23 protein-coding genes and 1 pseudogene are annotated in these 25,368 nt (G+C 70.4%); 17 read left to right on the forward strand and 7 right to left on the reverse strand.

All coding sequences use genetic code 11. The features are described from left to right. Positions 1-3 precede the first annotated feature (3 nt). From ACIRG5_RS08765 to ACIRG5_RS08775, 3 genes and pseudogenes are all read left to right on the forward strand, one after another. Positions 4-1,209 carry a hypothetical protein gene (locus ACIRG5_RS08765; RefSeq protein WP_402902225.1) on the forward strand — a complete coding sequence of 402 codons (1,206 nt, stop codon included), beginning with the start codon at positions 4-6 and terminating at the stop codon, positions 1,207-1,209. A 30-nt stretch (positions 1,210-1,239) separates the two neighbouring features. Next, a pseudogene (locus tag ACIRG5_RS08770) lies at positions 1,240-1,542 on the forward strand (primosome assembly protein PriA); the annotation flags it as partial. A 348-nt stretch (positions 1,543-1,890) separates the two neighbouring features. Next, positions 1,891-3,912 (forward strand): primosome assembly protein PriA, encoded by a 2,022-nt coding sequence (locus ACIRG5_RS08775; protein ID WP_402903108.1) that lies wholly within the window; start codon positions 1,891-1,893, stop codon positions 3,910-3,912. A 4-nt stretch (positions 3,913-3,916) separates the two neighbouring features. Here the strand turns inward: ACIRG5_RS08775 and ACIRG5_RS08780 are convergent, their stop codons facing one another. Then, complete coding sequence (locus tag ACIRG5_RS08780) at positions 3,917-4,384, reverse strand: hypothetical protein (protein ID WP_330277405.1); 468 nt, start codon at positions 4,382-4,384, stop codon at positions 3,917-3,919. Between the two features lie 65 nt (positions 4,385-4,449). On the opposite strand from ACIRG5_RS08780, the gene ggt reads away from it, so the two are divergent. Next, a complete protein-coding gene (gene ggt / locus ACIRG5_RS08785; RefSeq protein WP_402902228.1) occupies positions 4,450-6,219 on the forward strand; it encodes a gamma-glutamyltransferase in 1,770 nt (589 codons plus the stop codon). A 95-nt stretch (positions 6,220-6,314) separates the two neighbouring features. Here the strand turns inward: ggt and ACIRG5_RS08790 are convergent, their stop codons facing one another. Genes ACIRG5_RS08790 through ACIRG5_RS08800 form a run of 3 tightly spaced genes read right to left on the reverse strand, consistent with a single transcriptional unit; the run spans position 6,315 to position 8,594 of the window. Further along, positions 6,315-6,833 carry a DinB family protein gene (locus ACIRG5_RS08790; protein ID WP_402902231.1) on the reverse strand — a complete coding sequence of 173 codons (519 nt, stop codon included), beginning with the start codon at positions 6,831-6,833 and terminating at the stop codon, positions 6,315-6,317. Positions 6,834-6,843: 10 nt separating this feature from the next. Next, positions 6,844-8,001 (reverse strand): hypothetical protein, encoded by a 1,158-nt coding sequence (locus tag ACIRG5_RS08795; protein WP_402902234.1) that lies wholly within the window; start codon positions 7,999-8,001, stop codon positions 6,844-6,846. Further along, the gene (locus ACIRG5_RS08800) at positions 8,001-8,594 is read right to left on the reverse strand and encodes an RNA polymerase sigma factor (protein WP_402903111.1); all 594 of its coding nucleotides are present in this window, start codon (positions 8,592-8,594) and stop codon (positions 8,001-8,003) included. Before ACIRG5_RS08800 ends, ACIRG5_RS08795 begins: the two co-directional genes overlap by 1 nt. A gap of 129 nt (positions 8,595-8,723) precedes the next feature. Here ACIRG5_RS08800 and ACIRG5_RS08805 point away from each other — a divergent pair, with 129 nt between their 5' ends. The 13 genes from ACIRG5_RS08805 (at position 8,724) to ACIRG5_RS08865 (ending at position 19,627) form a co-directional block, all read left to right on the forward strand. Then, positions 8,724-8,873 (forward strand): hypothetical protein, encoded by a 150-nt coding sequence (locus ACIRG5_RS08805; RefSeq protein ID WP_402902236.1) that lies wholly within the window; start codon positions 8,724-8,726, stop codon positions 8,871-8,873. Positions 8,874-8,919: 46 nt separating this feature from the next. Further along, positions 8,920-9,468, forward strand: a complete 549-nt coding sequence (def, locus tag ACIRG5_RS08810) for a peptide deformylase (RefSeq protein ID WP_330277399.1) — start codon at positions 8,920-8,922, stop codon at positions 9,466-9,468. A gap of 2 nt (positions 9,469-9,470) precedes the next feature. After that, a complete protein-coding gene (fmt, locus tag ACIRG5_RS08815) occupies positions 9,471-10,397 on the forward strand; it encodes a methionyl-tRNA formyltransferase (protein WP_093588050.1) in 927 nt (308 codons plus the stop codon). 109 nt (positions 10,398-10,506) lie between these two features. After that, positions 10,507-11,958: an RsmB/NOP family class I SAM-dependent RNA methyltransferase gene (locus ACIRG5_RS08820; protein ID WP_402902239.1), complete on the forward strand. Its 1,452-nt coding sequence runs from the start codon at positions 10,507-10,509 to the stop codon at positions 11,956-11,958. A 113-nt stretch (positions 11,959-12,071) separates the two neighbouring features. Beyond that, positions 12,072-12,554: an AAA family ATPase gene (locus tag ACIRG5_RS08825; RefSeq protein WP_402902242.1), complete on the forward strand. Its 483-nt coding sequence runs from the start codon at positions 12,072-12,074 to the stop codon at positions 12,552-12,554. Further along, positions 12,551-13,048: a flavoprotein gene (locus ACIRG5_RS08830; protein ID WP_402902245.1), complete on the forward strand. Its 498-nt coding sequence runs from the start codon at positions 12,551-12,553 to the stop codon at positions 13,046-13,048. The genes ACIRG5_RS08825 and ACIRG5_RS08830 overlap by 4 nt, the downstream gene beginning before the upstream one ends. Positions 13,049-13,074: 26 nt before the next feature. After that, on the forward strand, positions 13,075-13,740 hold the full coding sequence (gene rpe, locus ACIRG5_RS08835; protein WP_402902248.1) for a ribulose-phosphate 3-epimerase: 666 nt from the start codon (positions 13,075-13,077) through the stop codon (positions 13,738-13,740). Between the two features lie 14 nt (positions 13,741-13,754). Further along, on the forward strand, positions 13,755-14,738 hold the full coding sequence (gene ribD, locus ACIRG5_RS08840) for a bifunctional diaminohydroxyphosphoribosylaminopyrimidine deaminase/5-amino-6-(5-phosphoribosylamino)uracil reductase RibD (protein ID WP_402903114.1): 984 nt from the start codon (positions 13,755-13,757) through the stop codon (positions 14,736-14,738). Between the two features lie 8 nt (positions 14,739-14,746). Beyond that, positions 14,747-15,367 (forward strand): riboflavin synthase, encoded by a 621-nt coding sequence (locus ACIRG5_RS08845; protein WP_402902251.1) that lies wholly within the window; start codon positions 14,747-14,749, stop codon positions 15,365-15,367. Further along, the gene (locus tag ACIRG5_RS08850) at positions 15,364-16,626 is read left to right on the forward strand and encodes a bifunctional 3,4-dihydroxy-2-butanone-4-phosphate synthase/GTP cyclohydrolase II (protein WP_402902254.1); all 1,263 of its coding nucleotides are present in this window, start codon (positions 15,364-15,366) and stop codon (positions 16,624-16,626) included. The genes ACIRG5_RS08845 and ACIRG5_RS08850 overlap by 4 nt, the downstream gene beginning before the upstream one ends. Then, entirely contained in the window at positions 16,623-17,120 is a 498-nt protein-coding gene (ribH, locus tag ACIRG5_RS08855) for a 6,7-dimethyl-8-ribityllumazine synthase (RefSeq protein ID WP_090069097.1), read from the forward strand. The genes ACIRG5_RS08850 and ribH overlap by 4 nt, the downstream gene beginning before the upstream one ends. Further along, complete coding sequence (locus tag ACIRG5_RS08860) at positions 17,120-17,551, forward strand: PH domain-containing protein (protein WP_093588044.1); 432 nt, start codon at positions 17,120-17,122, stop codon at positions 17,549-17,551. Before ribH ends, ACIRG5_RS08860 begins: the two co-directional genes overlap by 1 nt. A 51-nt stretch (positions 17,552-17,602) precedes the next feature. Further along, entirely contained in the window at positions 17,603-19,627 is a 2,025-nt protein-coding gene (locus tag ACIRG5_RS08865) for a tetratricopeptide repeat protein (RefSeq protein WP_402902257.1), read from the forward strand. Here the strand turns inward: ACIRG5_RS08865 and ACIRG5_RS08870 are convergent. The 3 genes from ACIRG5_RS08870 to acnA form a co-directional block, all read right to left on the reverse strand. Beyond that, complete coding sequence (locus ACIRG5_RS08870; RefSeq protein WP_402902260.1) at positions 19,624-20,049, reverse strand: DUF1761 domain-containing protein; 426 nt, start codon at positions 20,047-20,049, stop codon at positions 19,624-19,626. The genes ACIRG5_RS08865 and ACIRG5_RS08870 overlap by 4 nt on opposite strands. 136 nt (positions 20,050-20,185) lie before the next feature. After that, positions 20,186-21,895: a VWA domain-containing protein gene (locus ACIRG5_RS08875; protein WP_402902263.1), complete on the reverse strand. Its 1,710-nt coding sequence runs from the start codon at positions 21,893-21,895 to the stop codon at positions 20,186-20,188. 178 nt (positions 21,896-22,073) lie between these two features. After that, a complete protein-coding gene (acnA, locus tag ACIRG5_RS08880) occupies positions 22,074-24,890 on the reverse strand; it encodes an aconitate hydratase AcnA (protein ID WP_402902265.1) in 2,817 nt (938 codons plus the stop codon). Positions 24,891-25,368: the final 478 nt, after the last annotated feature.

Consider the following 25,368-nt stretch of genomic DNA (forward strand, 5'->3'; position numbering starts at 1 on the left):
CCCGTGGAGATCAAGGGGGACGAGATCCGGCGGCGGATGATCGAGCACGACTTACTCGATCCCGGCGGGTTCGTGCTCGTCGGGGCCAAGATCACCGGTCAGCTCGACCTGTCCGACGTCGTGGCGAAGAAACCGCTGGTGCTGCGCGACTGCACGACCGAGCAGCCGGTGCTGCTCGACCGGGCGCAGTTCTCGCAGCTGGACCTGCGCGGCCTGACCGCGCCCGCCGTGCACGCGCGGGGCCTGACCGTGGACCACAACCTCGGCCTGAGCGGCGCCCGTCTGTCCGCCGCGGAGTCGGTCGACGCGCTGCACATGCGCATCGGCGGCAGCGTCTACCTGGACGACGGCTTCCACGCCGCGGGTTCGGTGACGCTGAGCGGATCGCAGATCTCGGCCGTGCTGATGTGCGCCGGCGCCCGTTTCGAGGCGGGGCTCGTGCTGGTCGACCTGAGAGTCGGCGACGGGATCTTCCTGTCCCAGGGGTGCGACGTCTCGGGCGGCGGCATCCACGCGTCGGTGCGCCTGCGCGGGACACGGGTCGACGGCCAGCTCATCTTCCGGGACGGCCGGGTCAGCTCACCCGATGTCGCGCTGGACCTGCGGCACGTGCGTGTGGGCAAGGAACTGTTCCTGCCGTTCGACGGCGTCGAGGGCAAGGCGCAGCTCGAAGGCCTCACCTACGAGGGCCTGCCACGAGACGCCACTGTGGACGAATGGCTCTCGTTCCTGGCGACCCGCACCCTGCGCTACTCGACACAACCGTGGACCCAGCTCGCCGCCGCCCACCAGGCCGCCGGCCACGAACGCGACGTGCGGCGGATCCGGGTGGCCCAGCAACGCGACCTGCGCCGCCGCGGCCAGCTCTCCCGGTGGGGCCGGGCCTGGCACCTGATCCGGGGCGTGACCGTCGGCCACGGCTACCGCCCCGGCCTCGCACTCGTGTGGCTGGCCGGCGTTCTCACCGTGTCCGTGGGTGTGGTGTTGATCTCCGGCGCCGTCCGCTGCTCGACGGTGGAACAGGTCGGCTATGCCCTGAACGTGGCGACACCGCTGGTCAAGGTGGACGCCGCCCGCTGCACGGTCGACGCGGGCGAGGCCCCGGGCCAGGTGGTCCTCGCGACGACGTGGCTGCTGCAGATCCTGGCCTGGGCGTTCGCGACCCTGTTCGTGGCGGGCTTCACCGGTTTGGTGAGGCGCAACGCGTGACTGTCGGGGGTGTCTGATACACCAGGAGGCATGAACGCGAAGACCGGAGCGAGAAAAGGGGAGCGGGTCCCCGCGGAGTCGCTGCCGGTCGCCCGGATCGTGGTGGACGTGCCCCTGGCCCACCTGGACCGACCCTTCGACTACTCGGTTCCGTCCGAACTGGACGAAGCCGCCGTTCCCGGCTGCCGGGTGCGGGTGAGGTTCGCGGGCCAACTGGTCGACGGCTACCTGCTGGAGCGCGCCGAAACCTCGGAGTACGGCAAGAAACTGGCCTTCATCGAGAAGGTCGTGTCACCCGAACCGGTCCTCGCACCCGAGATCGCCACCCTGGCCCGCGCCATCGCCGACAGGTACGCGGGCGGCATGATCGACGTGCTGCGCCTGGCCATCCCGCCCCGGCACGCCCGAGCGGAAGCCGCAGCCTCGGTGGAGCCGCCGCCGCTGCCCCAGTTGCCCGCGTGGGTGGGGCAGCCGCGGGCCGAGGTGGCACAGGCCGAAGCCGCCCCGCAGGCCGTGGCGGCCTCGCAGACTGCAGCGGACTCACCTGCCGAAGCCGCGCCGCAGGCCGTGGTGGCCGCACAGCCTGGGGTTCCGCAGGCCGCAGCGGATTCACCTGGCGAAGCCATCTCACATCCCGAAGGCGGCCCTTCGGCCGGAACCGTTGCCCTAGCCGAAGCTGCCTTGCGTGCCGAGGCCGCCCCACCGGCCGAGGTCCCGCAGCCCGGAGCGGACCCGCAGCCCGGAGCGGACCTGCAGACCGGAGCGGACCTGCAGACCGGAGCGGCGCGTCCCGCTGCGGCCTCACAGACCGAGGCCGCGGTGCAGTCCGAGGCCGCCGTGCAGTCCGGGGTTGTCTCTCCGGTCGGGGCCGTCCCCCGTTTCGAAGCTGCCCCGCAGACCGGGGTTCCGCGAACCGTAGCGGGCTCGCAGGCTGCCGTGCCGCATCCCGAACCCGCCGCGCATCCCGAACCCGCCGCGCATCCCGAAGCAGTCCCGCCGGCCGAAGCCGCCCCGCAGACTGGAGCCGCCCCGCAGGCAGGGGTCCCGCCGACCGCAGCGGCCTCGCAGCCCAAAGCAACCCCGCTGGCAGAAGCCTTTCCGCCGTCCGAGGCTGCGGCCGGGCGTTCGCGGCTGCCGCCCGTCCCCGCGGACGCCTGGGCGCGTTATCCCCGCGGCCCCAAGTACCTGGAGGCCCTGCACGAGGGCCGGCCCGCCCACGCCGTCTGGCAGGCGCTGCCCGCCGAGGACTGGCCCGCGCGGCTCGCTGAGGCCGCTGCCGCCGTCGCGTCGTCCGGGCGTGGGGTGGCCATCGTCGTTCCCGACCACCGCGACCTCGCCCGAGTCGCGGAGGCGTGTGGCGAGCTGATCGAAGGCGTGGTGACGCTGTCGGCCGATCTCGGGCCGTCGGAGCGCTACAAGCGTTGGCTGGCCGTGCGCCGGGGCGTGGCGCGGGTGGTGGTCGGCACGCGGGCCACGGCGTTCGCGCCGGTCAAGGATCCCGGGCTGCTCGTCGTGTGGGACGACGGTGACGATCTGCACGTCGAGCAGCGGTCGCCGTATCCGAACGTACGTGACGTGTTGGTGCAGCGTGCGCACATGACGGGGGCCGCGCTGCTCATCGGCGGGTTCGCTCGCACTGCCGAGGCGCAGTTGCTGGTCGAGACGGGCTGGGCGCACGAGATCGTGGCGTCGCGCGAGACGCTGAGGTCCGTCGCGCCGCGGGTGGTGTCGGTGGGCGACAACGAGTGGCAGGACGTCAAGGACCCCGCTGCCCGCACGGCTCGGTTGCCGTCCATCGCGTTCGACGCGGCCCGGTTCGCCCTCACCGACTCGCCGGTGCTGATCCAGGTGCCGCGCCGTGGTTACGTGCCGTCGCTCGCCTGCGGTCAGTGCCGTGGGCCCGCCCGGTGCCGCCGGTGCGCGGGGCCGCTGGCGTTGCCCGGCGGGACCCAGGACGGGCTGCCGAAGCCCGCCTACTGCCGGTGGTGCGCGGCGACGGAGGCCGCGTTCCGGTGTCCCACGTGCGGGTCGCGCAAGCTTCGCGGGCAGATCATCGGAGCCCGGCGCACGGCGGAGGAGCTCGGGCGGGCGTTTCCCGGGATTCAGGTGCGGACCAGCGGCGCGGACGAGGTGCTGACCAAGGTGCCGGGCAAGCCCTCCCTGGTCGTCGCGACGCCGGGCGCCGAACCCGTCGCCGAGGGCGGCTACGGTGCCGTGCTGCTGCTCGACGGGTGGGCGTTGCTGGGCAGGGCCGACCTGCGCGCCGCCGAGGAGGCACTCAGGCGGTGGATGACGGCGGCGGGCCTGGTGCGGCCCGGCAACGGGCGGGTGGTCGTGATCGCGGACTCGTCACTGACGCCGGTACAGGCTCTGGTGCGCTGGGACCCGGTGTGGCACGCCGCCACCGAACTCGCCGCGCGGACCGAGCTGGGCTTCCCGCCGGCGGTCCGGATGGCGACCATCGACGGCACCCCGGACGCGGTGAACGCCATGCTCGACGAACTCCGGCTGCCGCCCACCGGCGAGATCCTCGGCCCGGTGCCACTGGGCGACGACGAAACCAAGGAACGAGCACTGGTGCGGGTCTCGCGCGCCGAAGGCCGTCAGCTGGCCGCCGTGCTGGCTGACGCGCAGGCCGTGCGGACGGCGCGCAAGGAACAGGAACTGGTGCGCATCAAGCTCGACCCGCTGGAGGTCCTGTAGGCGCTCAGTTCGCGAAGTGGGAGCGCAGGCCGGCGATGTGTTCGCGGATGTCCTCGTCGGTCAGCTTCTCGTACTCGAGGTACTCGCTCATGTAGGTCATGAGGTCGCCGCGTTCGGGGTGCTCCTCACCCGCGATCACGTGCGCCGTCGTGCCCGCGATGCCCGCGGGGAACAGCAGGAAGCCGTCGAGGCCCGCCATCGTGTCGAAGGAGGCGTTCTTGGCCTCCCACAGGGCCCAGACGTCCTCCTCGCGGCCGCACTCGGCGAGCAGCAGGGCGGCGAGCACCAACGCCTCGCGCACGCCCCAGCCCTCCTGGTGCGCGGCGGTCTCCTCGGCCAGCAGGTGGCGCAGCAGGCCGGCGTCCTCGTCGCGGCGTTCGCGCAGCAGGAGGTGCAGCGCGTCCTCGCGGTCGGCCTCGTCGAGCGGGGTGTTCGTGAAATCGGTTCGCAACTGATCAAGATCGATCGACACGCCCGCACCTTAGGCCTTCCTCAAGGGGTGTTGCCATCCGGTCACAACGGAGTAGAAGTTTCCGCATGTTGCGAACGGTTGCCGCACTGACGCTCTCCGTCGTACTGGTCGCTCCCGCCCCGGCAGGAGCGGCGGAGTCATCGCCACGCGTGCCCGAGCAGGTGGGCTGGGGAGGCGCCGTCTCGAGCGTCGACCCCGACGCGTCCCAGATCGGCATCGACGTGCTCCGCCGCGGTGGCAACGCCGTCGACGCCGCCGTCGCCACCGCCGCCGCGCTCGGCGTGACCGACCCGTTCAGCGCGGGCATCGGTGGCGGCGGGTTCTTCGTCCACTACGACGCCCACACCGGCCGCGTGTCCACTTTGGACGGCAGGGAGACCGCGCCGCGGTCCGCGACCGACCAGCTCTTCGTGGAGAACGGCCAGCCCCTGCCGTTCGCCGAGGCGATGACCAGCGGCAAGTCCGTCGGCGTCCCCGGCACGCCCAAGACGTGGCAGCAGGCACTGCGCAAGTGGGGCACGCTCAACCTGCGTGAGGCCATGGCGCCCGCGGAAGCGTTGGCACGCCGCGGTTTCGTCGTCGACCAGACGTTCAACTCGCAGATCACGAACAACGCCGCCCGCTTCGCCGACTTCACCTCGACCCGCGACCTCTACCTGCCCGGCGGCCAGGCGCCCGCGGTCGGCAGCACGTTCCGCAACCCGCAGCTCGCCGACACCTACCGCGAACTCGCCCGCACCGAACTGGCGTCGCTGTACGGCGGCGCGGTCGGCCGCGATCTCGTGAAGGCCGTGCAGAAGCCGCCGGTCGTGCCCGGCTCGACCCGCAACGTCCGCGCCGGCGACATGCAGCTCTCCGACCTGGCCCGCTACCAGGTCGAACGCCGCGACCCCACGCGCACCAGCTACCGCGGCCTCGGCGTCTACGGCATGGCGGCGCCGTCGTCGGGCGGCACGACCGTCGGTGAGGCGCTCAACATCCTCGAGTCGACCGACCTGTCGAAGGTCTCCGACGTCGAGTACCTGCACCGCTTCATCGAGTCGACCAAGCTCTCCTTCGCCGACCGCCTGCGCTGGGTGGGCGACCCCGCCTTCTCCCGCGTGCCGACCGAGGGCCTGCTCTCGCAGAAGTTCGCCGACAGCCGCGCCTGCCTGATCAGGCCCGACGCCGTGCTGCCCGCCCCGCAGCCCGCCGCCGACCCGCGCGACCCGAAGGCCTGTGAAGCCACCGCCGGACTCTCGGCGCTGCGCGAGGACGCCGAACGCACCACGCACCTCACGACGGCCGACCGCTGGGGCAACGTCGTCGCCTACACACTGACCATCGAGGCGGAGGGCGGCAGCGGCATCGTCGTGCCGAACCGCGGCTTCCTGCTCAACAACGAGCTCACCGACTTCGAGTTCGTCGCCCCGACCGCCGGCGTGCCGCACCCGAACCTCCCCGGCCCCGGCAAGCGCCCGCGCTCGTCGATGGCCCCGACGATCGTCCTCGACCACGGCAAGGTCGTGCTCGCCGTCGGCTCACCGGGCGGTTCCACCATCATCACCACGGTCGCCCAGATCCTGACCGCGCGCCTGGACCGCAAGATGTCCCTGCTCGACGCCGTCGCGGCCCCGCGCGCCTCCCAGCGCAACGCGGCCAGCACCCCGGCGGAGGCCGCGTTCCTCGCCGCCTCGACCACCGCGGGCCTGCAGGCCATCGGGCACAGGTTCAGCCAGAACGCCGAGATCGGCGCCGCCACGGCCGTCGAACGGGCGAAGGACGGCCGCTGGCGCGCGGTCGCCGAGCCGACGCGGCGCGGAGGTGGCGCGGCCCGCGTGGTGAAGGTGGGCTGAGTCCGCAGCACCAGCACGCTGAAGGGACGGGTCGCGTGACGGCCCGTCCCTTCGCCGTGGGCGGCGCTGTCAGTTCGCGGAGTGAGCGCGGACGGCTAGTTGTTGGTGCGTCCGTCGATGCGTTCGCGGAGGAGGTCGGCGTGGCCGTTGTGCTGCGCGTACTCCTCGATCAGGTGGATGTAGAGCCAGCGCACCGAGATCTCGCCCGCCCGTTCGTGCGCGAAGACGTCGTCGAGGTCCCGCGTGGCAGCCGCCGCGCGGCACTCGGCCATCTCAGCCACGAGCTCCGCGTACTCGGCCTCGGCTCGGGCCGGATCGAGGCCCTCGAAGGCGCCGTCCCAGTCGCCCGGCACGCTGTGCCGGGCCTTCACGTCCTGGCCCGCCAGACGGACGCGGAACCACACGCGCTCCACGTCCGCGAGGTGGCGGATCAGGCCCAGCAGGCTCATGTTCGACGGCGGTGCGGACTCCTCGGCCAGCTGTTCACCGGTGAGTCCGGCGCAGTTCTGCAGGAACGTGGCTCGATGGCGGTCGAGCCACGCCTCCAGCATCGGGCGTTCCGCTCCGAGGAGCGGTTCGTCGGTCACGTCTACTTCGGGTGCCGTCCAGGTCATGGCTCCATGATCACTCGAACCCGCCCTCGTAGACGACCTCGTTGTCGGAGTCGCGGCCGACGACGTGCAGGCGCTTGGAGTAGTCGATCCTGTTCTGAGTGGCGGAGACCGGGATCGTGGCGATGAAGTAGCCGTCGACGACGTCCGCGGTCACCGCTTGCTCGTCATCGACGGACACCTCGACGGTGTCGACCGAGCGCTTGATGCGCCCGACGGCCATGAGCGCCGACTCGTTCCCGTGAATGGTGACCAGCACGGGCTTCTCGGGTTTCTTCGTGACGGCGGGCAGATGCTCCCAGTGCACGCCGGTCATCACACCGGGGCCGAAGACGCAGGTCGCCCACGCGTCGTGCTCACGATGGGCGATGAGCACACCCCCTCGCTGGTCGAGACCCGACACCAGCAGCGGCTCCCAGTTCTGGAGGTCGCTGGCGTTCGCTCCGTTCCGGTACGAGGTGTCGGTGCACCTGGCGATGACGTTCACCAGCGTCCACGGGTCGGGATCCCCGCTCTCGAAAGTCTGCGATTCGGTGACCGCCCCCTCGGGGATGTCCGGCACCGGGTTGGCCCGGTCATCGAAGACGAGATCGAAGTACGAGTTCTGGTACCGAGTGTCGACGACGAAGAAGTGTGGCGTGACGACGCCGTCGCTGGACTTGAAGTCCTGGTCGCGGAACTCCGGCTTCGGGCCGGTCTTCAGCGTCCGCGCGTCCTTCGGAGGAATCCCCGCGATGATCCCGTAAGAGCGGAAGGTGACCGTGCCCTCCCGCAGGTCTGTGGGCCGGAAGCTCTGCGACGCCACATAGGCCTTGGTACGGGTGAGTTCGCAGAAGCGGCCGTCCTGGCCGACCAGGACCTTGCTCAGGCCGAGCTCCACCATCTCGGAGGACTGCCAGTTCTGGTCGCCCAGTGCGGTGCGGCACCGCGCGAGGTCCATGCCGGAGGGCTGGACGACGCGCTCGTGGCCGGGGCGGGCGTTGTGGATGAACGGCTGCGCCACGACCTGGGCGGCGGCGACACCACCCGCGATCAGAAGCACCACGGCCGCCACCGCCAGCGGCGCGCGGCCGCGGCGCTCGGGGGACTCGCGGGACTCGGCGAAGTCCGGGCGCATGCGCTCCTTGACGTCGGCGGGGAGTTCGCGGCGGGGCGGCAGGTCGAAGGCCATCACTCCACCTCCAGGGTGTCGTAGGAGAGTTGTTTGCGCAGGCGGGCGCGGGCACGCGAGATGCGCGAGCGGACGCTCACCTCGGCGACCCCCAGGGCCTCGGCGGCCTGTGCGGTGGACAGTTCGCCGAACAGCACGAGTTCCACGGCCTCTCGTTCGGCGCGGGGAAGACGTTCGACCACCTCCAGCACCTCGCGCAGCCGAGCCTCGTGGTCGAGCGACTCCGCGACGTCGTCGGCGTGGTCGCGCTGCACCTCGTTGCGCGGCACGCGGTGCAGGAGCCGGGTGAACCGCGCTTTGCGGCGGAACTCCGAACGCGCCAGGAAGCCCGCGACGGTGAACAGCCACGGCAGCGCGCTGTCCCGCACGAGCGTCATCTCGGCCCGGCGGCGCCACGCGGTCATGAACGTCGCCGACGTCAGGTCCTCCGCCGTCGACCACGACGCCGTCAGGCGGTACGCGTGGTTCCACACCGCCTCGGCATAGCGGTCGTAGAGCTCGCTGAACGCGTGCTCATCGCCGCGGGTCCACAGTTCGGCGTCCGACGGGGCGTCGTCGCGCACGCCGGCCGCCCCCTCCCAGATCGGTCGCATCAGCCTCATGACCTGGAGGTGTCCACCTTCCGGCCGAGTGTTGCACCCGATCTTCCTACCTCGGGCTGACGCACGGTCGATACTCCGAGCCGATGTGAGCTGACCTGCGCGAACGGCACAGTTGACGCCATGACGACGACCACAGCCACCAGCGTCCCGGCAGCCCACATCGACTTCCACGCGTTGCTGCGCCCCGTGCTGACGGCGCTGCGCTTCACCGGCCACTTCGTCGTGGCGCTGGTGGGCGTGATCTTCCTCGGCAGCGCGTCCGAGCACTGACCGCGCTCCTCGTAGACTGGCCTCCAGTCCACACGAGGAGCATTGCGTGACCGTCCAACCCATCCGCCTGTTCGGCGACCCAGTGCTGCGCACCGCGGCCACCGAGGTCACCGACTTCGACAAGGAACTGCGCACCCTGGTCAAGGACCTGTGGGACACGATGCAGGACGCCGGCGGAGCAGGACTCGCCGCGCCTCAGCTCGGTGTTGGACTGCGCGTGTTCACGTACCACTGCGACGGTTTCGCGGGTCACCTCATCAACCCCACGTGGGACGTGGTCGGCGAGGAGATGCAGGACGGCTCCGAGGGTTGCCTGTCGATCCCCGGCATGTCGTGGGACTGCAAGCGCCACCTGCACGTGGTGGCCAAGGGCTGGAACATGCACGGTGAGCCCGTCGAGGTCGAAGGCACCGAGACGCTGGCCCGCTGCATCCAGCACGAGTCGGACCACCTCGACGGAGTGCTGTTCCTCGACCGCCTCGACGCCGACACCCGCAAGCTGGCCATGCGGGAAATCCGGCAGTCCGAGTGGTTCGACGGTACGGTCCCCACCTTGAAGCAGAGCCCGCACCCACTCTTCGGCAGGTCCAGCTGACCATGCGACTCGTGTTCGCCGGTACGCCCGAGGTCGCACTGCCCTCGCTGCGCGCCTTCATCGACTCTTCCCGCCACGACGTCGTCGCCGTGGTCACCCGCCCCGACGCCCCCTCCGGTCGCGGCCGCAGGCTCGAGCGCTCCCCGGTCGGCGCGCTCGCCGACGAGCACGGCATCGAGGTCCTCACCCCGGCCAAGGCCGGGGAACCCGAGTTCCTGGAGCGCCTGCGCGCGCTGGAACCCGACCTCTGCCCGGTCGTCGCCTACGGCAACCTCCTTCCACAACGGACGCTCGACGTCCCCAAGTTCGGCTGGGTCAACCTCCACTTCTCCGTGTTGCCCGCGTGGCGCGGCGCCGCGCCGGTGCAGGCCTCTGTGCGCAACGGCGACGACATCACGGGCGCCTCGACGTTCCGCATCGTGAAGGAACTCGACGCGGGCCCGGTGTTCGGCGTGGTGACCGAGAAGGTGCGCGACCGCGACACCTCCGGCGACCTGCTGACCCGGTTGTCCCTCTCGGGAGCCGACCTGTTGCTGTCCACTGTGGACGGCATCGAGGACGGCACCCTGCGCGCCGTCGACCAGCCCGACGACGGCGTGACCTACGCCGCGAAGATCTCCGTCGAGGACGCGCGCCTCGACTTCACCACGCCCGCCACGGCCGTCGACCGCCTGGCGCGCGCCGTGACACCGGAGCCCGGCGCGTGGGCCGAGTTCCGGGGAGAGCGACTCAAGCTCGGTCCCGTCACACCGGTCGCCGACGTGACGCTGCCGGCGGGCGAGGTGCTCGTCGAGCGCAAACGCGTGCTCGTGGGCACCGCCACCACCGCCGTGGCCCTCGGTGAGGTCCAGGCGCAGGGCAAGAAGCGCATGGCCGCCACCGACTGGGCGCGCGGCGTGCGGATCGAATCAGGGGAGCGCATCGCATGACGCGCTCCCGGACGAGCTCGGCAGGCGTCGCCTGTGAGCGGCAGGACAGGAACGTGGCGCGCGTGATCCGCGGCGCCGCAGGGGAGCCAGAGACAGTGGAGTACAACGCATGACCGGCCACCCGCGAGGCGCTTCCAAGCCTTCCCGCCCGAGCAGGCCCCACCCGCCGAAGCGGCGCACCGGACCCTCCCGGCCACCCGTGGAGGACCCGGCACGCCTCGCCGCGCTGGAGACCCTGCGCGCCGTGCGGCAGCGTGACGCGTACGCGAACCTGGTGCTGCCGCAGATGCTGCGCGACCGCCGCATCACCGGCCGTGATGCCGCGCTCGCCACCGAACTCACCTACGGCGCGTCCCGGGCCCAGGGCCTGCTCGACGCCGTCATCGAGGCGTGCTCGGACCGCCCGCTGTCCGAAGTGGACGGCTCGGCGCTCGACGCGTTGCGGCTGGGCACGTATCAGCTGCTGCGCACCCGGATTCCGTCCCACGCCGCGGTCGCCTCGACCGTCGACCTCGTGCGGGCCGAGCTCGGGTCCGGCGTCGCGGGCTTCGTCAACGCCGTCCTGCGCCGGGTGGCCGAGCAGGACGAGGCCGCGTGGGTCGACGAGCTCGCACCCGACCCGGACACCGACCCGATCGGCAACCTGGCCTTCACCCACGCCCACCCGCGCTGGATCGCGCAGGCGTTCGCGGAGGCCCTCGGCAGCCGCGAGGAAGCGCTGAAGCTGGCTCTCGCCGCCGACGACGCACGCCCGGCCGTGCACCTGGTGGCACGTCCCGGCGAGGTGAGCGCCGACGAGCTCGCCGCCATCACCGGCGGCGACGTGGCGCCGTACTCGCCCTACGGCGTGCACCTGGAGCCTGGCGCGGGCGACCCGGGCGATCTCGAGCCCGTCCGGGAACGCCTCGCCAACGTCCAGGACGAGGGCAGCCAGCTGTGTGCCTTGGCCCTGACGCGCGCGTCGCTCCAGGGCGGTGACAACGGTGGTACGGACGACCGCTGGCTGGACCTCTGCGCAGGCCCCGGCGGCAAGGCCGCCCTGCTGGCCGCGCTGGTCGGCATCGAGGGCGGCGAGCTGATCGCCGTCGAGAAGGCACCCCACCGCGCCGAGCTCGTGCGCAAGCTCACCTCAGGCCTGCCGGTCACCGTGGAGGTGGCCGACGGCCTGGAGACCGGCTTCGTCGAAGGAGCGTTCGACCGCGTGCTGGTCGATGCGCCCTGCACCGGTCTCGGCGCGCTGCGCAGGCGCCCGGAGGCGCGGTGGAGGCGCCAGCCCACCGACGTCGGCACGCTCACGAAGCTGCAGCGCGAGCTGCTCACCGAGGCGTTGCGACTGGTGCGGCCAGGCGGCGTCGTGGCTTATGTCGTGTGCTCACCTCATCTCTCCGAGACCGTAGGGGTGGTGACGGACGTCGCGCGGCGGACCGGGGTCGAGGTGCTGGACACGCGGGAGCTCTTCCCAGGAGTTCCGGACCTCGGGGAAGGACCGCACGTTCAGCTGTGGCCCCATCTGCACGGCACCGACGCGATGTTCTGCGCGGTGCTGCGACGCCCTGTTTGAGCGCTCGTGAAGGACGCTAGCGACGGGGTCCGACAGTTCTCGGGCCTCGTCGCCCGCAGGCCGCACAACGGGTCCGGAGTTCACCTGTCCGAGTGACGGGGCGGGGGTGCGGTGTGGCGGTGGTCCTGGTGACCGGCATGTCCGGCACGGGCAAGTCGACGGTCCTTACCCTGTTGGCGCACAACGGATATCGCACGGTCGACACCGACCAAGGCGACTGGATCGACCGCACCGGAGAGCCGATGTGGCGTGAAGACCGGATCGACGAGCTGATCGCGCAGCACGAACGGTCCGGTGAGCCGCTGTTCATCGCGGGCACGGTCGCGAACCAGGGGGCGTTCTACGCCAGGTTCGCCGAGATCGTCCTGCTGAGCGCGCCGATCGACATCGTCCTGGAACGCGTCGCGAGCAGGACGGGCAATCCGTTCGGCAAGACGGCAGAAGAGCGGAACCGGATCATCGCGGACACGCGCGAGATCGAGCCGCTGCTGCGCGAGTCGGCCACCGTCGAGATCGACACCAGACAGCCGCTGGACGCCGTGCTCGACCAGCTCGCCGCACTGGCGGGGGCGCCCGACCTAAGATCGTCCACATGACACGTGGGCTGCTCGGACTGGTCGCGTCAGGCTGCGGCGGGGTCGAAGGCTGGTTCCGCACGGAACTCGCCGAGCCCGCCGTGCGACGGGGGTGGCGGTTGGCCATCACGTTCACCCCGGCCGTCGTCCCGTGGTTCGAGGAAGCCGGGGAACTCGACGAGCTGCAGGCGCTCACCGAACTCCCGATCCGCTGGGAGCCCAGGATGCCGAGCCAGCCCAAGCCCTACCCCACGCCTGACGCGTTCATCTTCGCCCCCGCCAGCGCGAACTCGGTGGCCAAGCTGGCCCTGGGCATCGGCGACAACCAGGCGCTGACGGCGTTGAACGAGGCCATCGGCGTGCAGGACTGCAAGGTCGTCGTCCAGCCCCAGGCCAACGCGGACAAGCGCCGTCACCCGATGTGGGAGACGCACGTCACGACGCTCACCAACGCGGGTGTCGTAGTGGTCACCGACGAGCCTCCCGGCAGGCTGCTCGACCTGCTGGACACCTAGACTTCACCCTTGTGGTCCACACGCCGATGATCGCCCCCAGCATCCTGTCCGCCGACTTCGCGCGCCTCGCCGACGAGCTCGCCGCGGTGCCCACCTCGGACTGGATCCACGTCGACGTCATGGACAACCACTTCGTGCCGAACCTGACGCTCGGCCTGCCGGTGGTGAAGTCGCTGCTCAAGGTGACCGACATCCCGATCGACTGCCACCTGATGATCGAGAACCCGGACCGCTGGGCCATCGGCTACGCGGAAGCGGGCGCGTACAACGTGACCGTGCACGTCGAGGCGGCCGACGACCCCATCGCGCTGGCCAGGAACCTCAAGGCGGCCGGATCCAAGGCGGGGCTGAGCATCAAGCCCGGCACGCCGCTGGAGCCGTACGTCGACGTGCTGAAGCACTACGACACGCTGCTGGTGATGTCGGTCGAGCCGGGCTTCGGCGGCCAGAGCTTCATGGCCGACGTGCTGGGCAAGGTGCGCCAGGCCCGTCACCTCGTCGACACCGGGCACCTCAAGCTGGTCGTGGAGATCGACGGCGGCATCAACGCCGACACGATCGAACAGGCCGCGGAGGCCGGAGTGGACTGCTTCGTCGCCGGGTCCGCCGTGTACGACGCCGCCGACCCCGGCAAGGCCGTCGAGGCACTGCGCGCCCAGGCAGCCGGCGCCCAGGGAACCAGGACCACGTGACGCCCGAGGACGCGATGGCGCTCGCCATCGCGGAGAGCGAGCGGGTGCGGGGCATCACCAGCCCCAACCCGCCGGTCGGCTGCGTCATCCTCGACGAGAACGGCAACGCGGCGGGGTTCGGCGGCACGCAACCCGTCGGCGGCCCGCACGCCGAGGTCATGGCGCTCAAGGCGGCCGGATCGAAGGCCCAGGGCGGCACCGCCGTGGTCACCCTCGAACCGTGTTCGCACCACGGCCGCACGCCGCCGTGCACCGACGCGCTCATCGAAGCCGGCATCAAGCACGTCATCCACGCGGTCAGCGACCCGAACCCGAGAGCGGCGGGCGGTGCGAACCGGCTGAAGGAAGCCGGGATCACCGTCGAGAGCGGACTCCTCGCGACCGAGGTCAGCCACGGCCCCCTCAGGGCGTGGCTGCACTACGCGCGCACGGGCCGTCCGCACGTCACGTGGAAGTACGCGGCCTCGCTCGACGGCCGGATCGCGGCGAGTGACGGCACCAGCCAGTGGATCAGCTCGGAGACCTCCCGCAACGAGGTCCACGAGATGCGCGCGAAGCTCGACGCGATCATCGTCGGCACCGGTACGGTCCGGAAGGACGACCCCGCGCTGACGGCCAGGGACACCGGTGGAATGCCGTTGCCCCGCCAGCCGTTGCCGGTGGTCGTGGGCATGAGCGACCTGCCGGTCGGGGCGAAGCTCCAGCACACCGCGCTGCACCTGCGCACGCACCACCCGGACGACGTGCTGACCGCACTCGCCGAACAGGGGGTGGTCGACGTGCTGCTGGAAGGCGGACCGACGCTGGCCGGCGCGTTCTGGCGCGCGGGCAGGATCGACCGCGTGCTCGCCTACATCGCGCCGGTGCTGCTCGGGGACGGTCCCGCGGCGGTGCTGGGAGCGGGCGTGTCAACCATCACGGACGCTGTCCGGTTGACCGTGCAAGACGTCACCATGAGCGGGCCGGACGTGCGGATCAGCGCGGTTCCGGAAAATTAGGAGGAGCGGTGTTCACCGGGATCGTCGAGGAACTCGGCCACGTCGTAGCGACGGAGGACCTGCCGGACGCGGCACGGATCCGCATCGCCGGGCCGATCGTGACCAGCGACGCGAAGCACGGCGACTCCATCGCGGTGAACGGCGTCTGCCTCACCGTCGTGGAGGTCGAGAACGACTCCTTCACCGCCGACGTGATGCGCGAGACCCTTCTGCGCAGCAGCCTCGCGAAGGTCGCTCAGGGCGACCGGGTCAACCTGGAGCGCGCGGCCGCGGTCGGCCAGCGCCTCGGCGGCCACATCGTGCAGGGCCACGTCGACGGCACGGGCACGATTCTCGCGCGGGAGAAGGCCGAGCACTGGGAGATGGTCCACATCGGACTCCCGCCGACCCTCGCCCGCTACGTCGTGGAGAAGGGCTCCATCACGGTCGACGGAGTCTCGCTGACGGTCGTGACCGTCTCCGAGGACCAGTTCACCGTGAGCCTCATCCCGACGACCCTCGAACTCACCACGCTCGGGCGGCGCATGCCCGGCGACCTGGTGAACCTGGAGGTCGACGTGCTGGCGAAGTACGTTGAACGACTGGCGATCCCGCACCTGCGGGCCATCGCGGGCGAGGAGGCCCAGTGAGCACCGACTTCGCCGACATCGAGCGCGCGATCAAGGACGTCGCCGCCGGACGGCCAGTGGTCGTGGTGGACGACGAGGACCGCGAGAACGAGGGCGACCTGATCTTCGCCGCCGAGAAGGCGACGCCGGAGCTGCTCGCGTTCATGGTCCGTTACACGTCCGGGTACGTCTGCGTGGCGCTGACGGACTCCGACTGCGACCGCCTCGACCTGCCGCCGATGTACCACACGAACCAGGACCAGCGCGGCACCGCGTACACGGTCACGGTGGACGCGCGCGACGGCATCAGCACCGGCATCTCGGCCGCCGACCGCGCCCGCACGATCCGGTTGCTCGCCGACCCGACCTCGAAGGCCACCGACTTCAACCGGCCCGGCCACGTGGTTCCGCTGCGCGCCAGGGACGGCGGCGTGCTGCGCCGGCCCGGTCACACCGAGGCCTCCATCGACCTCGCGCGTCTCGCTGGTCTGTCGCCCGCCGGCGTGCTCTGCGAGATCGTGTCGCAGAAGGTCGAGGAGGACATGGCCCGCCGCGACGAGCTCGAGGTCTTCGCCGCGGACCACGACCTCGCGATCATCACGATCGCCGACCTCATCGCGTACCGCCGCCGGGTCGAGACCCAGGTCGAACGCGCCGCCGAGGCCCGCATCCCGACCGCGCACGGCGTGTTCACCGCCTTCGGCTACGACAGCCTGCTCGACGGCATCGAGCACGTCGCGCTGGTGTACGGCGAGATCGGCGACGGCGAGGACGTGCTGGTGCGCGTGCACTCCGAGTGCCTCACCGGCGACGTCTTCGGCTCGCTGCGGTGCGACTGCGGCCCGCAGCTCGACGCGGCGCTGGAAGCCGTTGCGGCACAGGGCCGTGGCGTCGTGCTGTACATGCGCGGTCACGAGGGTCGTGGCATCGGCCTGATGCACAAGCTGCAGGCCTACCAGCTGCAGGACCAGGGTGCGGACACCGTGGACGCGAACCTGGTGCAGGGCCTGCCCGCCGACGCGCGCGACTACGGCACCGGCGCGCAGATCCTCGTGGACCTCGGCATCAAGTCCATGCGGCTGCTGACGAACAACCCGGCCAAGCGCGTCGGCCTGGAGGCCGGATACGGTCTGCGGGTGATCGATCGGGTGCCGTTGCCGATCTCCCCGAACCCGGAGAACCTCCGGTACCTGCGCACCAAGCGCGACCGGATGGGCCACGAACTGCACCAGCTCGAGCAGTACGAGACCGTTGTTTCCGCTACGGAGGACCAGGAATGAGCGGCGAGGGCCGTCCGGATCAGACCAGGCTCGACGGCAAGGGCCTGAGCGTCGCGATCGCGGCGACGCGCTGGCACACCAAGATCACCGACCAGCTCGTCGAGCGCGCCCTCAAGGCCGCCGAGGACGCCGGTTGCGTCGACACGACCGTGGTGCGCGTGGCGGGAGCGATCGAGCTTCCCGTTGTGGTGCAGGAACTCGCGCGTCACCACGACGCCGTGGTCGCGCTGGGCGTGGTCATCCGCGGTGGCACCCCGCACTTCGAGTACGTGTGCGACTCGGTGACGGACGGGCTCACGCGCGTCGCGCTGGACGAGTCGACGCCGGTCGGCAACGGCGTGCTGACGACCAACACCGAGGAGCAGGCACTGGCTCGCGCCGGCCTGCCGGACTCGGTGGAGGACAAGGGGTACGAGGCGACCGTCGCCGCGATCGACACGGCACTGGTGCTGCGCGGCCTGCGTCAGCCCTGGACCGAGCGGGGTTTCGAGTGATGACGTCCATCGTGTTGCGTCCCAAGAAGATCCGCCGCGTCGCGTGGGCGTGCGCGGTCGGTCTCGTCGTCGTGTTCACGATCGTGGGCCTGCTGCTGGGTGACACCCCGACCGGCGTGATCTTCCGGACGTCCGACCAGGTCGCCATGATCGTGCTGGGCTTCCTGCTGGCGGGCGGGGTGCTGCTGCTGACCCGTCCCCGCGTCACCGCTGACGCCGAGGGGGTCGACGTGCGCAACGTCGTGACGTCCCACCACTTCGACTGGAACGACGTGCTGTCGGTCAGCTTCCCGGACGGCGCCGCGTGGGCCCGCCTGGAGCTGCCGGAGGACGAGTACATCTCGGTGATGGCCGTGCAGGCCGTGGACCGCGAGTACGCCGTTTCGTCCGTGCGCGCGTTGCGTGAGTTGCACAAGGCGGCGCGCGTCTAGCGTTCGTAAGAAGCCGAACAAACCGCTACGCTCAGTGGCGGGGTGGTGCCGGTGGACGAGACGCACAACGAGGTCGCGGCGGGCACGATCGCCGCCGTCGTGCAGGCGGGGTCCATCGGCTCGTTGCACCTGCCCGAACAGCGGCGTCCGGTGCCCAAGCAGTTGCCCGACGCACCGAGGCACTTCGTCGGCAGGGGCACTGAGCTCGCGCTGCTGGACGAGGTGCTGGGCGGCACGGCGGTGATCGGCGGTGCGGGCGGGGTCGGCAAGACCTGGCTCGCACTGCGGTGGGCGCACTCGCGGCTGGACGCGTTCCCGGACGGCAGACTGCACGTCGACCTGCAGGGTTTCGCGCCCGGCGGTGATCCGCTACCGCCCGCGGTGGCGGTCCGGTTGTTCCTGGACGCCCTCGGGGTCGCACCCGGTTCGCTGCCGGTGAGCCTGACCGCCCAGGCCGCGTTGTACCGCAGTCTGGTGGCGGGCAGGCGCATGCTCGTGGTGCTCGACAACGCCGCCGAGGAGGCGCAGGTCGAACCGCTGTTGCCGGGAAGCCCGTCCTGCACCGTGCTGGTGACCAGCCGCCGTTACCTGCGTGGACTGGTGACGAACCACGGCGCGGAACCGGTCGGGCTGGACGTGCTGTCCGAAGAGGACTCCCGCGCGGTGCTGACCGGCAGGCTGGGGGAGGACCGGGTCGGCCGTCACGACGACGCGGTGGCCGAACTGGTGAGCTGGTGCGGTGGGTTGCCGCTGGCGCTCGCGACAGTTGCCGCACGAGCTCGGCAGCACGGGGACTTCCCGTTGTCCGTTCTCGCGGAAGAGCTCCGCGCGGATCGGCTGGACGGACTGCGTTCGGTGTTGTCCTGGTCCTGCAGGCTGCTCTCGGATCGTGCATCGATCTTGTTCGGTCTGCTCGGTCACGCACCCGGACCGGACATCGGGTTCGAAGCCGCGGCCAGTCTCGCCGGTCTGCCTGGACCGCGGGCGCGTGAAGTGTTGCGGGAGCTGGAAGACGCGCATCTGGTGCACGAGTACGTGCCGGGCCGCTATCGGATGCATGACCTGGTACGCGGGTACGCCGCCGAACAAGCGGTGGACCACGAGCGGGGACTGCGCCGGCTGACCGACTTCTACCTGCACACCGCCCATGCCGCCGACTTCCACATCTATCCGCATCGGCGGCGCGTGGTGCTCGGCGAACCCAGCCCCGGTTGCGTGCCGTCGAGTCCTCCTGACTACGCGTCGGCACTGGCGTGGTTCGACGCGGAACATCGCTGTCTGCTGGAAACGCAACGGACCGTGCTCGCCCTGGGCTGGTGTCCGGAGGTGGGCCAGCTCGCGCACGTGCTGAACTCGTTCCACTACCGCCGCGGACATCTGCGTGACCAGGTGACGTCGTGGGAGCGCGGCCTGGCCGCCGCTGAACGACTGGGCGACGTGAGCCTGGAGGCCAAGGCGCTGAGGTTGCTGGGCACCGCGCACACCCAGACAGGCGACTACACGGCCGCGACGGCATCGTTGCGTCGCGCGTCGGAGATCGGGGACGACCTGTTCGCGCAGGGACAGGCCGGCATGACGCTGGCGGTGCTGCTGGAACTCCAGGGCAGTCTTGCCGAGGCGGTGGAGCACGGGGAGCGGGCTGTGCGGTCGTTCGCCGAACTGGGGGATCCGCTCTGCGAGGCGGACGCACTCGGGGTGACGAGCTGGCTGCACGCCCTGGCAGGCCACCACGACACGGCACTGCCCATGGCGCTGCGCGCTCTCGCCATGCATCGCGAACTCGGCAACGGAGCGGGGGAGGCGGTGGCGCACAACAGTCTCGGCCAGCTCGCTCAGGCGACCGGCAGGTATCGGGAGGCGTTGGAACACCACGAGCAGGCGTTGGCCTGGTACAGGCACATCGGCAGTGATGCGTGGAACGAACCCAGCACCCTCGACCTGATCGGCCAGGCGCACGCGGCGCTCGGCAACCGCGATGAGGCCCATGCAGCCTGGCGGCGGTCGGTGGAGATGTACGAAGAGCAGTCCCGGCTGGATCTCGCAGCCAAGGTCAGGAACCGCCTGGATGCGCTCTAGACCCAGAAACCGAGGATCGCGCCCGCGAGCGTGAGTCCTACGACGTGATAGCCCGCTCCGATGGCCGCGAAGGTGATCGGAGCGGGCTTCGTCATGTCGTAGGCGCCCGTCACGAACCGCACCGGCAACGCGATGCCGACACCGATGAGGAGCCCGAGCAGGATGCCTTCCATGATGTTGTCGGTGTTCGACGCCGCCCCGAGCATCGCGGTCACGAGCGTGAGCACGAAACACGTGGCCAGCGGCACGACGAAGACGGTCGGGCTGATCTTCTCGGGCTCGTTGAGGTCCCACCCGGACGCCCGCTGGTAGGCCCTGCCGAAGGCGTACTCGGCGTACCAGACCACGCCCAGGGCGAAGTAGGCGATCGTGGCTACGAGGACGGCCAACCAGTTCAGGTCGCCGAGCACGGTCAAACTCATGAAGGGTCTCCCGCGGTGATCAGGGTGACTTGGCATCGCGAGGGGACAGTTAGCTGTTACCGGTGGTTCGGGTTTCGACATTACGGCGACGAATGGACCGCTCGTCCCCCGAGAACGAGCGGTCCAGGTCGTCACGTCACTTCGGCGGTGGCGGGACGTTGCACCGCACGGGCGCCGACTCGTTGCCGGACGCGTCCTTCGCGCTCACCAGCGCGTCGCCCTTGAGCGTGATCTTCCAGTTGATGTCACCGGTGCCGGGCTTCTGCGTCGGCGTCGCTCCCGGCGCCTGCACCAGCTTGATCTTGGTGCCGCTCGGGAAGCTGCCGAACACCGCGGAGCTGGCCGTGTCTCGGACGTAGATCTGCGGGTTCGGGTCGACGGCGTCGGTCGCGCTCAGCTCGTAGAACCCGTCCTCGTTGTTCGCGGGCGGAACGGTGCCGCCGCTCGGGTTGTTCGTCGGCGTGCACGTCACGACCGGTGGCGTGGTGTCCACCCAGTCCTTCGTGACGTCGTCGCACACCGCTGTCCCGTTGGCGTGCGTGAAGCAGCCGCGGATCGTGTCGGTGCCGAGCCCGGCAAGCCCCTGCGTTCCAGGGTAGGTGAAGCCGGTCAGGCCCGTGGCGGCCGTCGTGCCGTTGCCGGCGGCTCCCGTGTTGGGGCCGGTCAGCACGCCGAACGTGACGCCGACGCCGGACACCGGGTCACCGAAGTCGTCCGTGACCTTCGCGGTGACGGTGTGGGTCTGGCCGGGCGTGCCCAGCTCGTTCACCGCGTGCTCGGGCTCGACGTCAATGTGCGCCGCGCACCCGTGCACCTTCACGGTCGGGTTGGGGAACGCGACGGTGTGGCCCTGCGCGTCGCTGTAGACAACGGTGGGGTTCACGGCGAGCGTGCCACCACCGGCAGCTGGCAGGTGCGTGGCGGTGAACGTCAGCGTGACGCTCTCCGTGCGCAGCTCGTCGAGCGTCCACGTGAGCTGATTGCCGCTCTGGGACACGCCGCCCTTGGACACGGCCACGCCACTGATCGAGAACGGCGCCCCGACGGTGTCGACGACCTTCACGCCGGTCGCGGCCGGCACGACGATCGCCGCGCCGATGGTCCCGAAGATCTGTTGCAGCTGGCCGGAGTCCGGCGCGAAGAAGTAGTGCACGCCGTCGTCGGGGTCGGTCGTCCAGTCCCTGATCTCGTTCTGGAAGCCGGTCGCGCCCAGGCCGATGCCGAAGATCTCGGTACCGGCGGCGCGGACGGCCGCGGCGGCGGGACTCGCGTCACCGCCGACCGTGGTCTCGCCGTCCGTGATGATGATCATCTTCTTGGCGTTGCCCGGCACCGATCCGGCGAGCTGGGACTGGCCGGTCGAGAAGGCGTCGGAGTGGTTGGTGTTGCCGTTCGCCGACAGCGAGTCGATGGCCGATTTCACCGCCGCGGCGTCGCTGGTCAGTCCCATGTCGACCGAGGCGCTGGTCGCGAAACTGGTCATGCCCACGCGTGAACCGTTGGCGATCACGCCGTTCAGTGAACCGTCGGTCGCCTGGTCGATGATGTCGACGAAAGACTTCGCCGCGGCTTTCAAATCGACGATCGGTTGTCCCTGCATGCTGCCCGACCGGTCGAGCACGAGCTCGATGTCGGCGGGATTGCCCGCGAGGCCGGTCTCGGCGTTCAGTGTGACCGTGACGGGGACGGTGCCGCCGCACTGGATGTCGTTGGCGCCCAACGACTTGTCGCCGATCACGGTGCCGTCCGCAGCGGCGCCGGCCTGCCCGGCGAACGGAACGGCCATGGCCGCGACGAGTGCCACGACGGTGGTTCCGGCTCTTCGTCTGAGTTTTCTCGCTTCCACTGGAATACCTCCTCTTGGCCCACTGGTGATGGGTCAGAAGAGGCTAAGTCCGACTAAAACAAATGGCGAATAAATTCACCCGTGCGCAGCAGTGAAAAACGTTAGCCGGGTTTATTCAACCGTGACGAAAGGCCCGCCCGGAACGTGTCCGGACGGGCCTTTTCGCATTGATCGGCTACTAGCTGCGGACCATCTTGCGCAGCACGTACTGCATGATGCCGCCGTTGCGGTAGTAGTCGGCCTCACCGGGCGTGTCGATGCGGACGACCGCGTCGAACTCGACCTTCGAGCCGTCGGTCTTCGTGGCGACGACGTGCACCGTCGACGGCGTGGTGCCGTTGTTCAGCTCCGTGACGCCGGTGAAGTCGAACGTCTCGGTGCCGTCGAGGCCCAGCGACGACGCGTTGTCGCCCGCCGGGTACTGCAGCGGCAGCACGCCCATGCCGATGAGGTTCGAGCGGTGGATGCGCTCGTAGGACTCGGCGATGACGGCGCGGACGCCGAGCAGCGAGGTGCCCTTGGCCGCCCAGTCGCGCGACGAGCCGGAGCCGTACTCCTTGCCCGCCAGCACGACCAGCGGAACGCCGGCCTCCGCGTACGACACGGACGCGTCGTAGATGGTGGTCTGCGGGGCGCCGTCGGCCAGGAAGTCGCGGGTGAAGCCGCCCTGGACGTCGTCGAGCAGCAGGTTGCGCAGGCGGATGTTCGCGAACGTGCCGCGGATCATCACCTCGTGGTTGCCGCGGCGGGAGCCGTAGGAGTTGAAGTCCTTGCGCTCCACGCCGTGCTCGGTCAGGTACTTGCCCGCGGGCGAGTCGGCCTTGATCGAACCGGCGGGGGAGATGTGGTCCGTGGTGACCGAGTCGCCCAGCAGCGCCAGCACGCGGGCACCCGAGATGTCGGTGACCGGCTTCGGCTCCATCTCCATGCCCTCGAAGTACGGGGGCTTGCGCACGTAGGTGGACTCGCTGTCCCACTCGAACGTGTTGCCGGTCGGCGTGGGCAGCGACTGCCAGCGCTCGTCACCGGAGAACACGTTCGTGTAGCCCTTGGTGAAGCCCTCCGCGGAGATCGAGGTCGAGATGACCTCGGCGATCTCGGCCGGGGTCGGCCAGATCTCCGACAGGTACACCGGCTTGCCCTCGGGGTCGTACGCGAGCGGCTCGGTGGTGATGTCCTTGTCCATCGAACCGGCCAGCGCGTACGCCACGACCAGCGGCGGCGACGCGAGGTAGTTCATCTTGATGTCCGGGTTGATCCGGCCCTCGAAGTTGCGGTTGCCGGACAGCACCGAGACGACGGCGAGGTCGCCTTCCTGCACGCCCGCCGAGATCTCCTCCTGCAGCGGGCCCGAGTTGCCGATGCAGGTGGTGCAGCCGTAGCCGACCAGGTGGAAGCCGAGCTTCTCCAGGTACGGCATGAGGCCGGCGCGCTCGTAGTAGTCCATGACGACCTTCGAGCCCGGCGCCAGGGTCGTCTTGACCCACGGCTTGCGCTCGAGACCGCGCTCGACGGCCTTCTTCGCGAGAAGGGCCGCGCCGAGCATCACGGACGGGTTCGAGGTGTTGGTGCACGACGTGATCGCGGCGATCGCCACGGCGCCGTGGTCCAGCTCGAACTCGTTGCCGTCGAGGGTGACCTTGACCGGCTTCGACACGCGGCCGGTGGCGCCCTCGGCGGCGGACTGGAACACCTTCGGCGCGCCCGAGCCGTTCTCGCCCTCGTGGACGGCGACCGGGTCGCTGGCCGGGAACGTCTCGTCGACGGCCTCGTCCACACCGGACAGCGCCGGGGACTCGGTGTGCGCGACGTAGGCGCCCAGCGCCTGGCGGAACGACTCCTTGGCGTTGGTCAGCTCGATGCGGTCCTGCGGGCGCTTCGGGCCGGCGATGGACGGCACGACCGTCGCCAGGTCGAGCTCCAGTGTCTCGGAGAACACCGGCTCGTGGGACGCGTCGTGCCAGAGGCCCTGTTCCTTGGCGTAGGCCTCGACGAGCGCGATCTGCTCCTCGGAACGGCCGGTCAGGCGCAGGTAGTCGATGGTCTCGCCGTCGATCGGGAAGATGCCGACCGTGGAGCCGAACTCCGGCGACATGTTGCCGATCGTGGCGCGGTTCGCGAGCGGCACCGCGCTGACGCCCTCGCCGTAGAATTCGACGAACTTGCCGACGACGCCCTGCTTGCGCAGCATCTCGGTGATCGTGAGCACGAGGTCGGTGGCGGTGGCACCGGGGGGCAGCTCGCCGGACAGCTTGAAGCCCACGACGCGCGGGATCAGCATGGAGACCGGCTGGCCGAGCATCGCGGCCTCGGCCTCGATGCCGCCGACGCCCCAGCCCAGCACGCCGATGCCGTTGACCATCGTGGTGTGCGAGTCGGTGCCGACGAGGGTGTCCGGGTACGCCTGGCCGTTGCGCACCATCACGACGCGCGCGAGGTGCTCGATGTTGACCTGGTGCACGATGCCGGTGCCGGGCGGGACGACCTTGAACTCGTCGAACGCAGTCTGGCCCCAGCGCAGGAACTGGTAGCGCTCGCGGTTGCGCTCGTACTCCAGGTCGACGTTCTGCTCGAACGCGTCCGGGCGGCCGAAGATGTCGGCGATGACCGAGTGGTCGATCACGAGCTCGGCGGGCGCGAGCGGGTTGACCTTCTCGGCGTCGCCGCCGAGCTGGGTGACGGCCTCGCGCATGGTGGCGAGGTCGACGACGCAGGGCACACCGGTGAAGTCCTGCATCACGACGCGGGCCGGCGTGAACTGGATCTCGGTGCTCGGCTCGGCGGCCGGGTCCCAGTTGGCGAGAGCGCGCACGTGGTCGGCGGTGATGTTCGCGCCGTCCTCGGTCCGCAGCAGGTTCTCCAGCAGGATCTTCAGGCTGAACGGCAGACGCTCGGCGCCCTCCACGGCGCTCAGCCGGAACACCTCGTACGAGGCGTCGCCGACGTTGAGCGTGCCGCGGGCGCCGAAGCTGTCCTTGCTAGCTGGTGCAGTCACGTGCAACTCCATAACTGGTGACAGCGCGGTGGTCAGTTCGGGATGGGGGAGAGTCTTCCTCACCTGGTTGACCCCTGCCCCTCGACCCCAAACAGTACGCTTGTCCTGTAAGCCGGTTCAACCCAGGTTGCCCTAAGTCACGAGCCGAGTCCGGTACTCACCCGGCGAGCGGCCGGTGAACCTCTTGACCGCGGCGCTGAACGCGCTTTCGGTGCGGTGTCCGGCGATCGAGGCGACCGTGTCCCGGAGTGGTCGCGCGGGACCTGGAACAGGAGGACCTGGCAGAGCCGGTCGGGGACTGTCGCGCGGTGTGCCGTGCTCGTCCCTGTGGTGGTGCGCCACGTCGGTGGTCCACCTGCCGAGCGCGTCCGGTTCTCCGGCGCTCGGCGTGCGGGGAGACGCCGAGGCGGTGCGGGAGGCGCTGGAGGGCTTGGACGGACCGGTGACCGTACTTGCCCATTCGTGCGGGGGCGAGGCG

Origin of the sequence: Lentzea sp. NPDC102401 (assembly GCF_044765805.1) — a bacterium.
Lineage (GTDB): Bacteria > Actinomycetota > Actinomycetes > Mycobacteriales > Pseudonocardiaceae > Lentzea > Lentzea sokolovensis.

What these genes read in the sequence shown, in the direction of transcription:
- ggt (WP_402902228.1), top strand. Translation starts at nt 4,450, where the DNA reads ATGTTGCGAACGGTTGCCGCACTGACGCTCTCCGTCGTACTGGTCGCT.
- ACIRG5_RS08790 (WP_402902231.1), bottom strand. Translation starts at nt 6,833, where the DNA reads ATGACCTGGACGGCACCCGAAGTAGACGTGACCGACGAACCGCTCCTC.
- ACIRG5_RS08795 (WP_402902234.1), bottom strand. Translation starts at nt 8,001, where the DNA reads ATGGCCTTCGACCTGCCGCCCCGCCGCGAACTCCCCGCCGACGTCAAG.
- ACIRG5_RS08800 (WP_402903111.1), bottom strand. Translation starts at nt 8,594, where the DNA reads ATGCGACCGATCTGGGAGGGGGCGGCCGGCGTGCGCGACGACGCCCCG.
- ACIRG5_RS08805 (WP_402902236.1), top strand. Translation starts at nt 8,724, where the DNA reads ATGACGACGACCACAGCCACCAGCGTCCCGGCAGCCCACATCGACTTC.
- fmt (WP_093588050.1), top strand. Translation starts at nt 9,471, where the DNA reads ATGCGACTCGTGTTCGCCGGTACGCCCGAGGTCGCACTGCCCTCGCTG.
- ACIRG5_RS08820 (WP_402902239.1), top strand. Translation starts at nt 10,507, where the DNA reads ATGACCGGCCACCCGCGAGGCGCTTCCAAGCCTTCCCGCCCGAGCAGG.
- ACIRG5_RS08830 (WP_402902245.1), top strand. Translation starts at nt 12,551, where the DNA reads ATGACACGTGGGCTGCTCGGACTGGTCGCGTCAGGCTGCGGCGGGGTC.
- rpe (WP_402902248.1), top strand. Translation starts at nt 13,075, where the DNA reads ATGATCGCCCCCAGCATCCTGTCCGCCGACTTCGCGCGCCTCGCCGAC.
- ribD (WP_402903114.1), top strand. Translation starts at nt 13,755, where the DNA reads ATGGCGCTCGCCATCGCGGAGAGCGAGCGGGTGCGGGGCATCACCAGC.
- ribH (WP_090069097.1), top strand. Translation starts at nt 16,623, where the DNA reads ATGAGCGGCGAGGGCCGTCCGGATCAGACCAGGCTCGACGGCAAGGGC.
- ACIRG5_RS08860 (WP_093588044.1), top strand. Translation starts at nt 17,120, where the DNA reads ATGACGTCCATCGTGTTGCGTCCCAAGAAGATCCGCCGCGTCGCGTGG.
- ACIRG5_RS08870 (WP_402902260.1), bottom strand. Translation starts at nt 20,049, where the DNA reads ATGAGTTTGACCGTGCTCGGCGACCTGAACTGGTTGGCCGTCCTCGTA.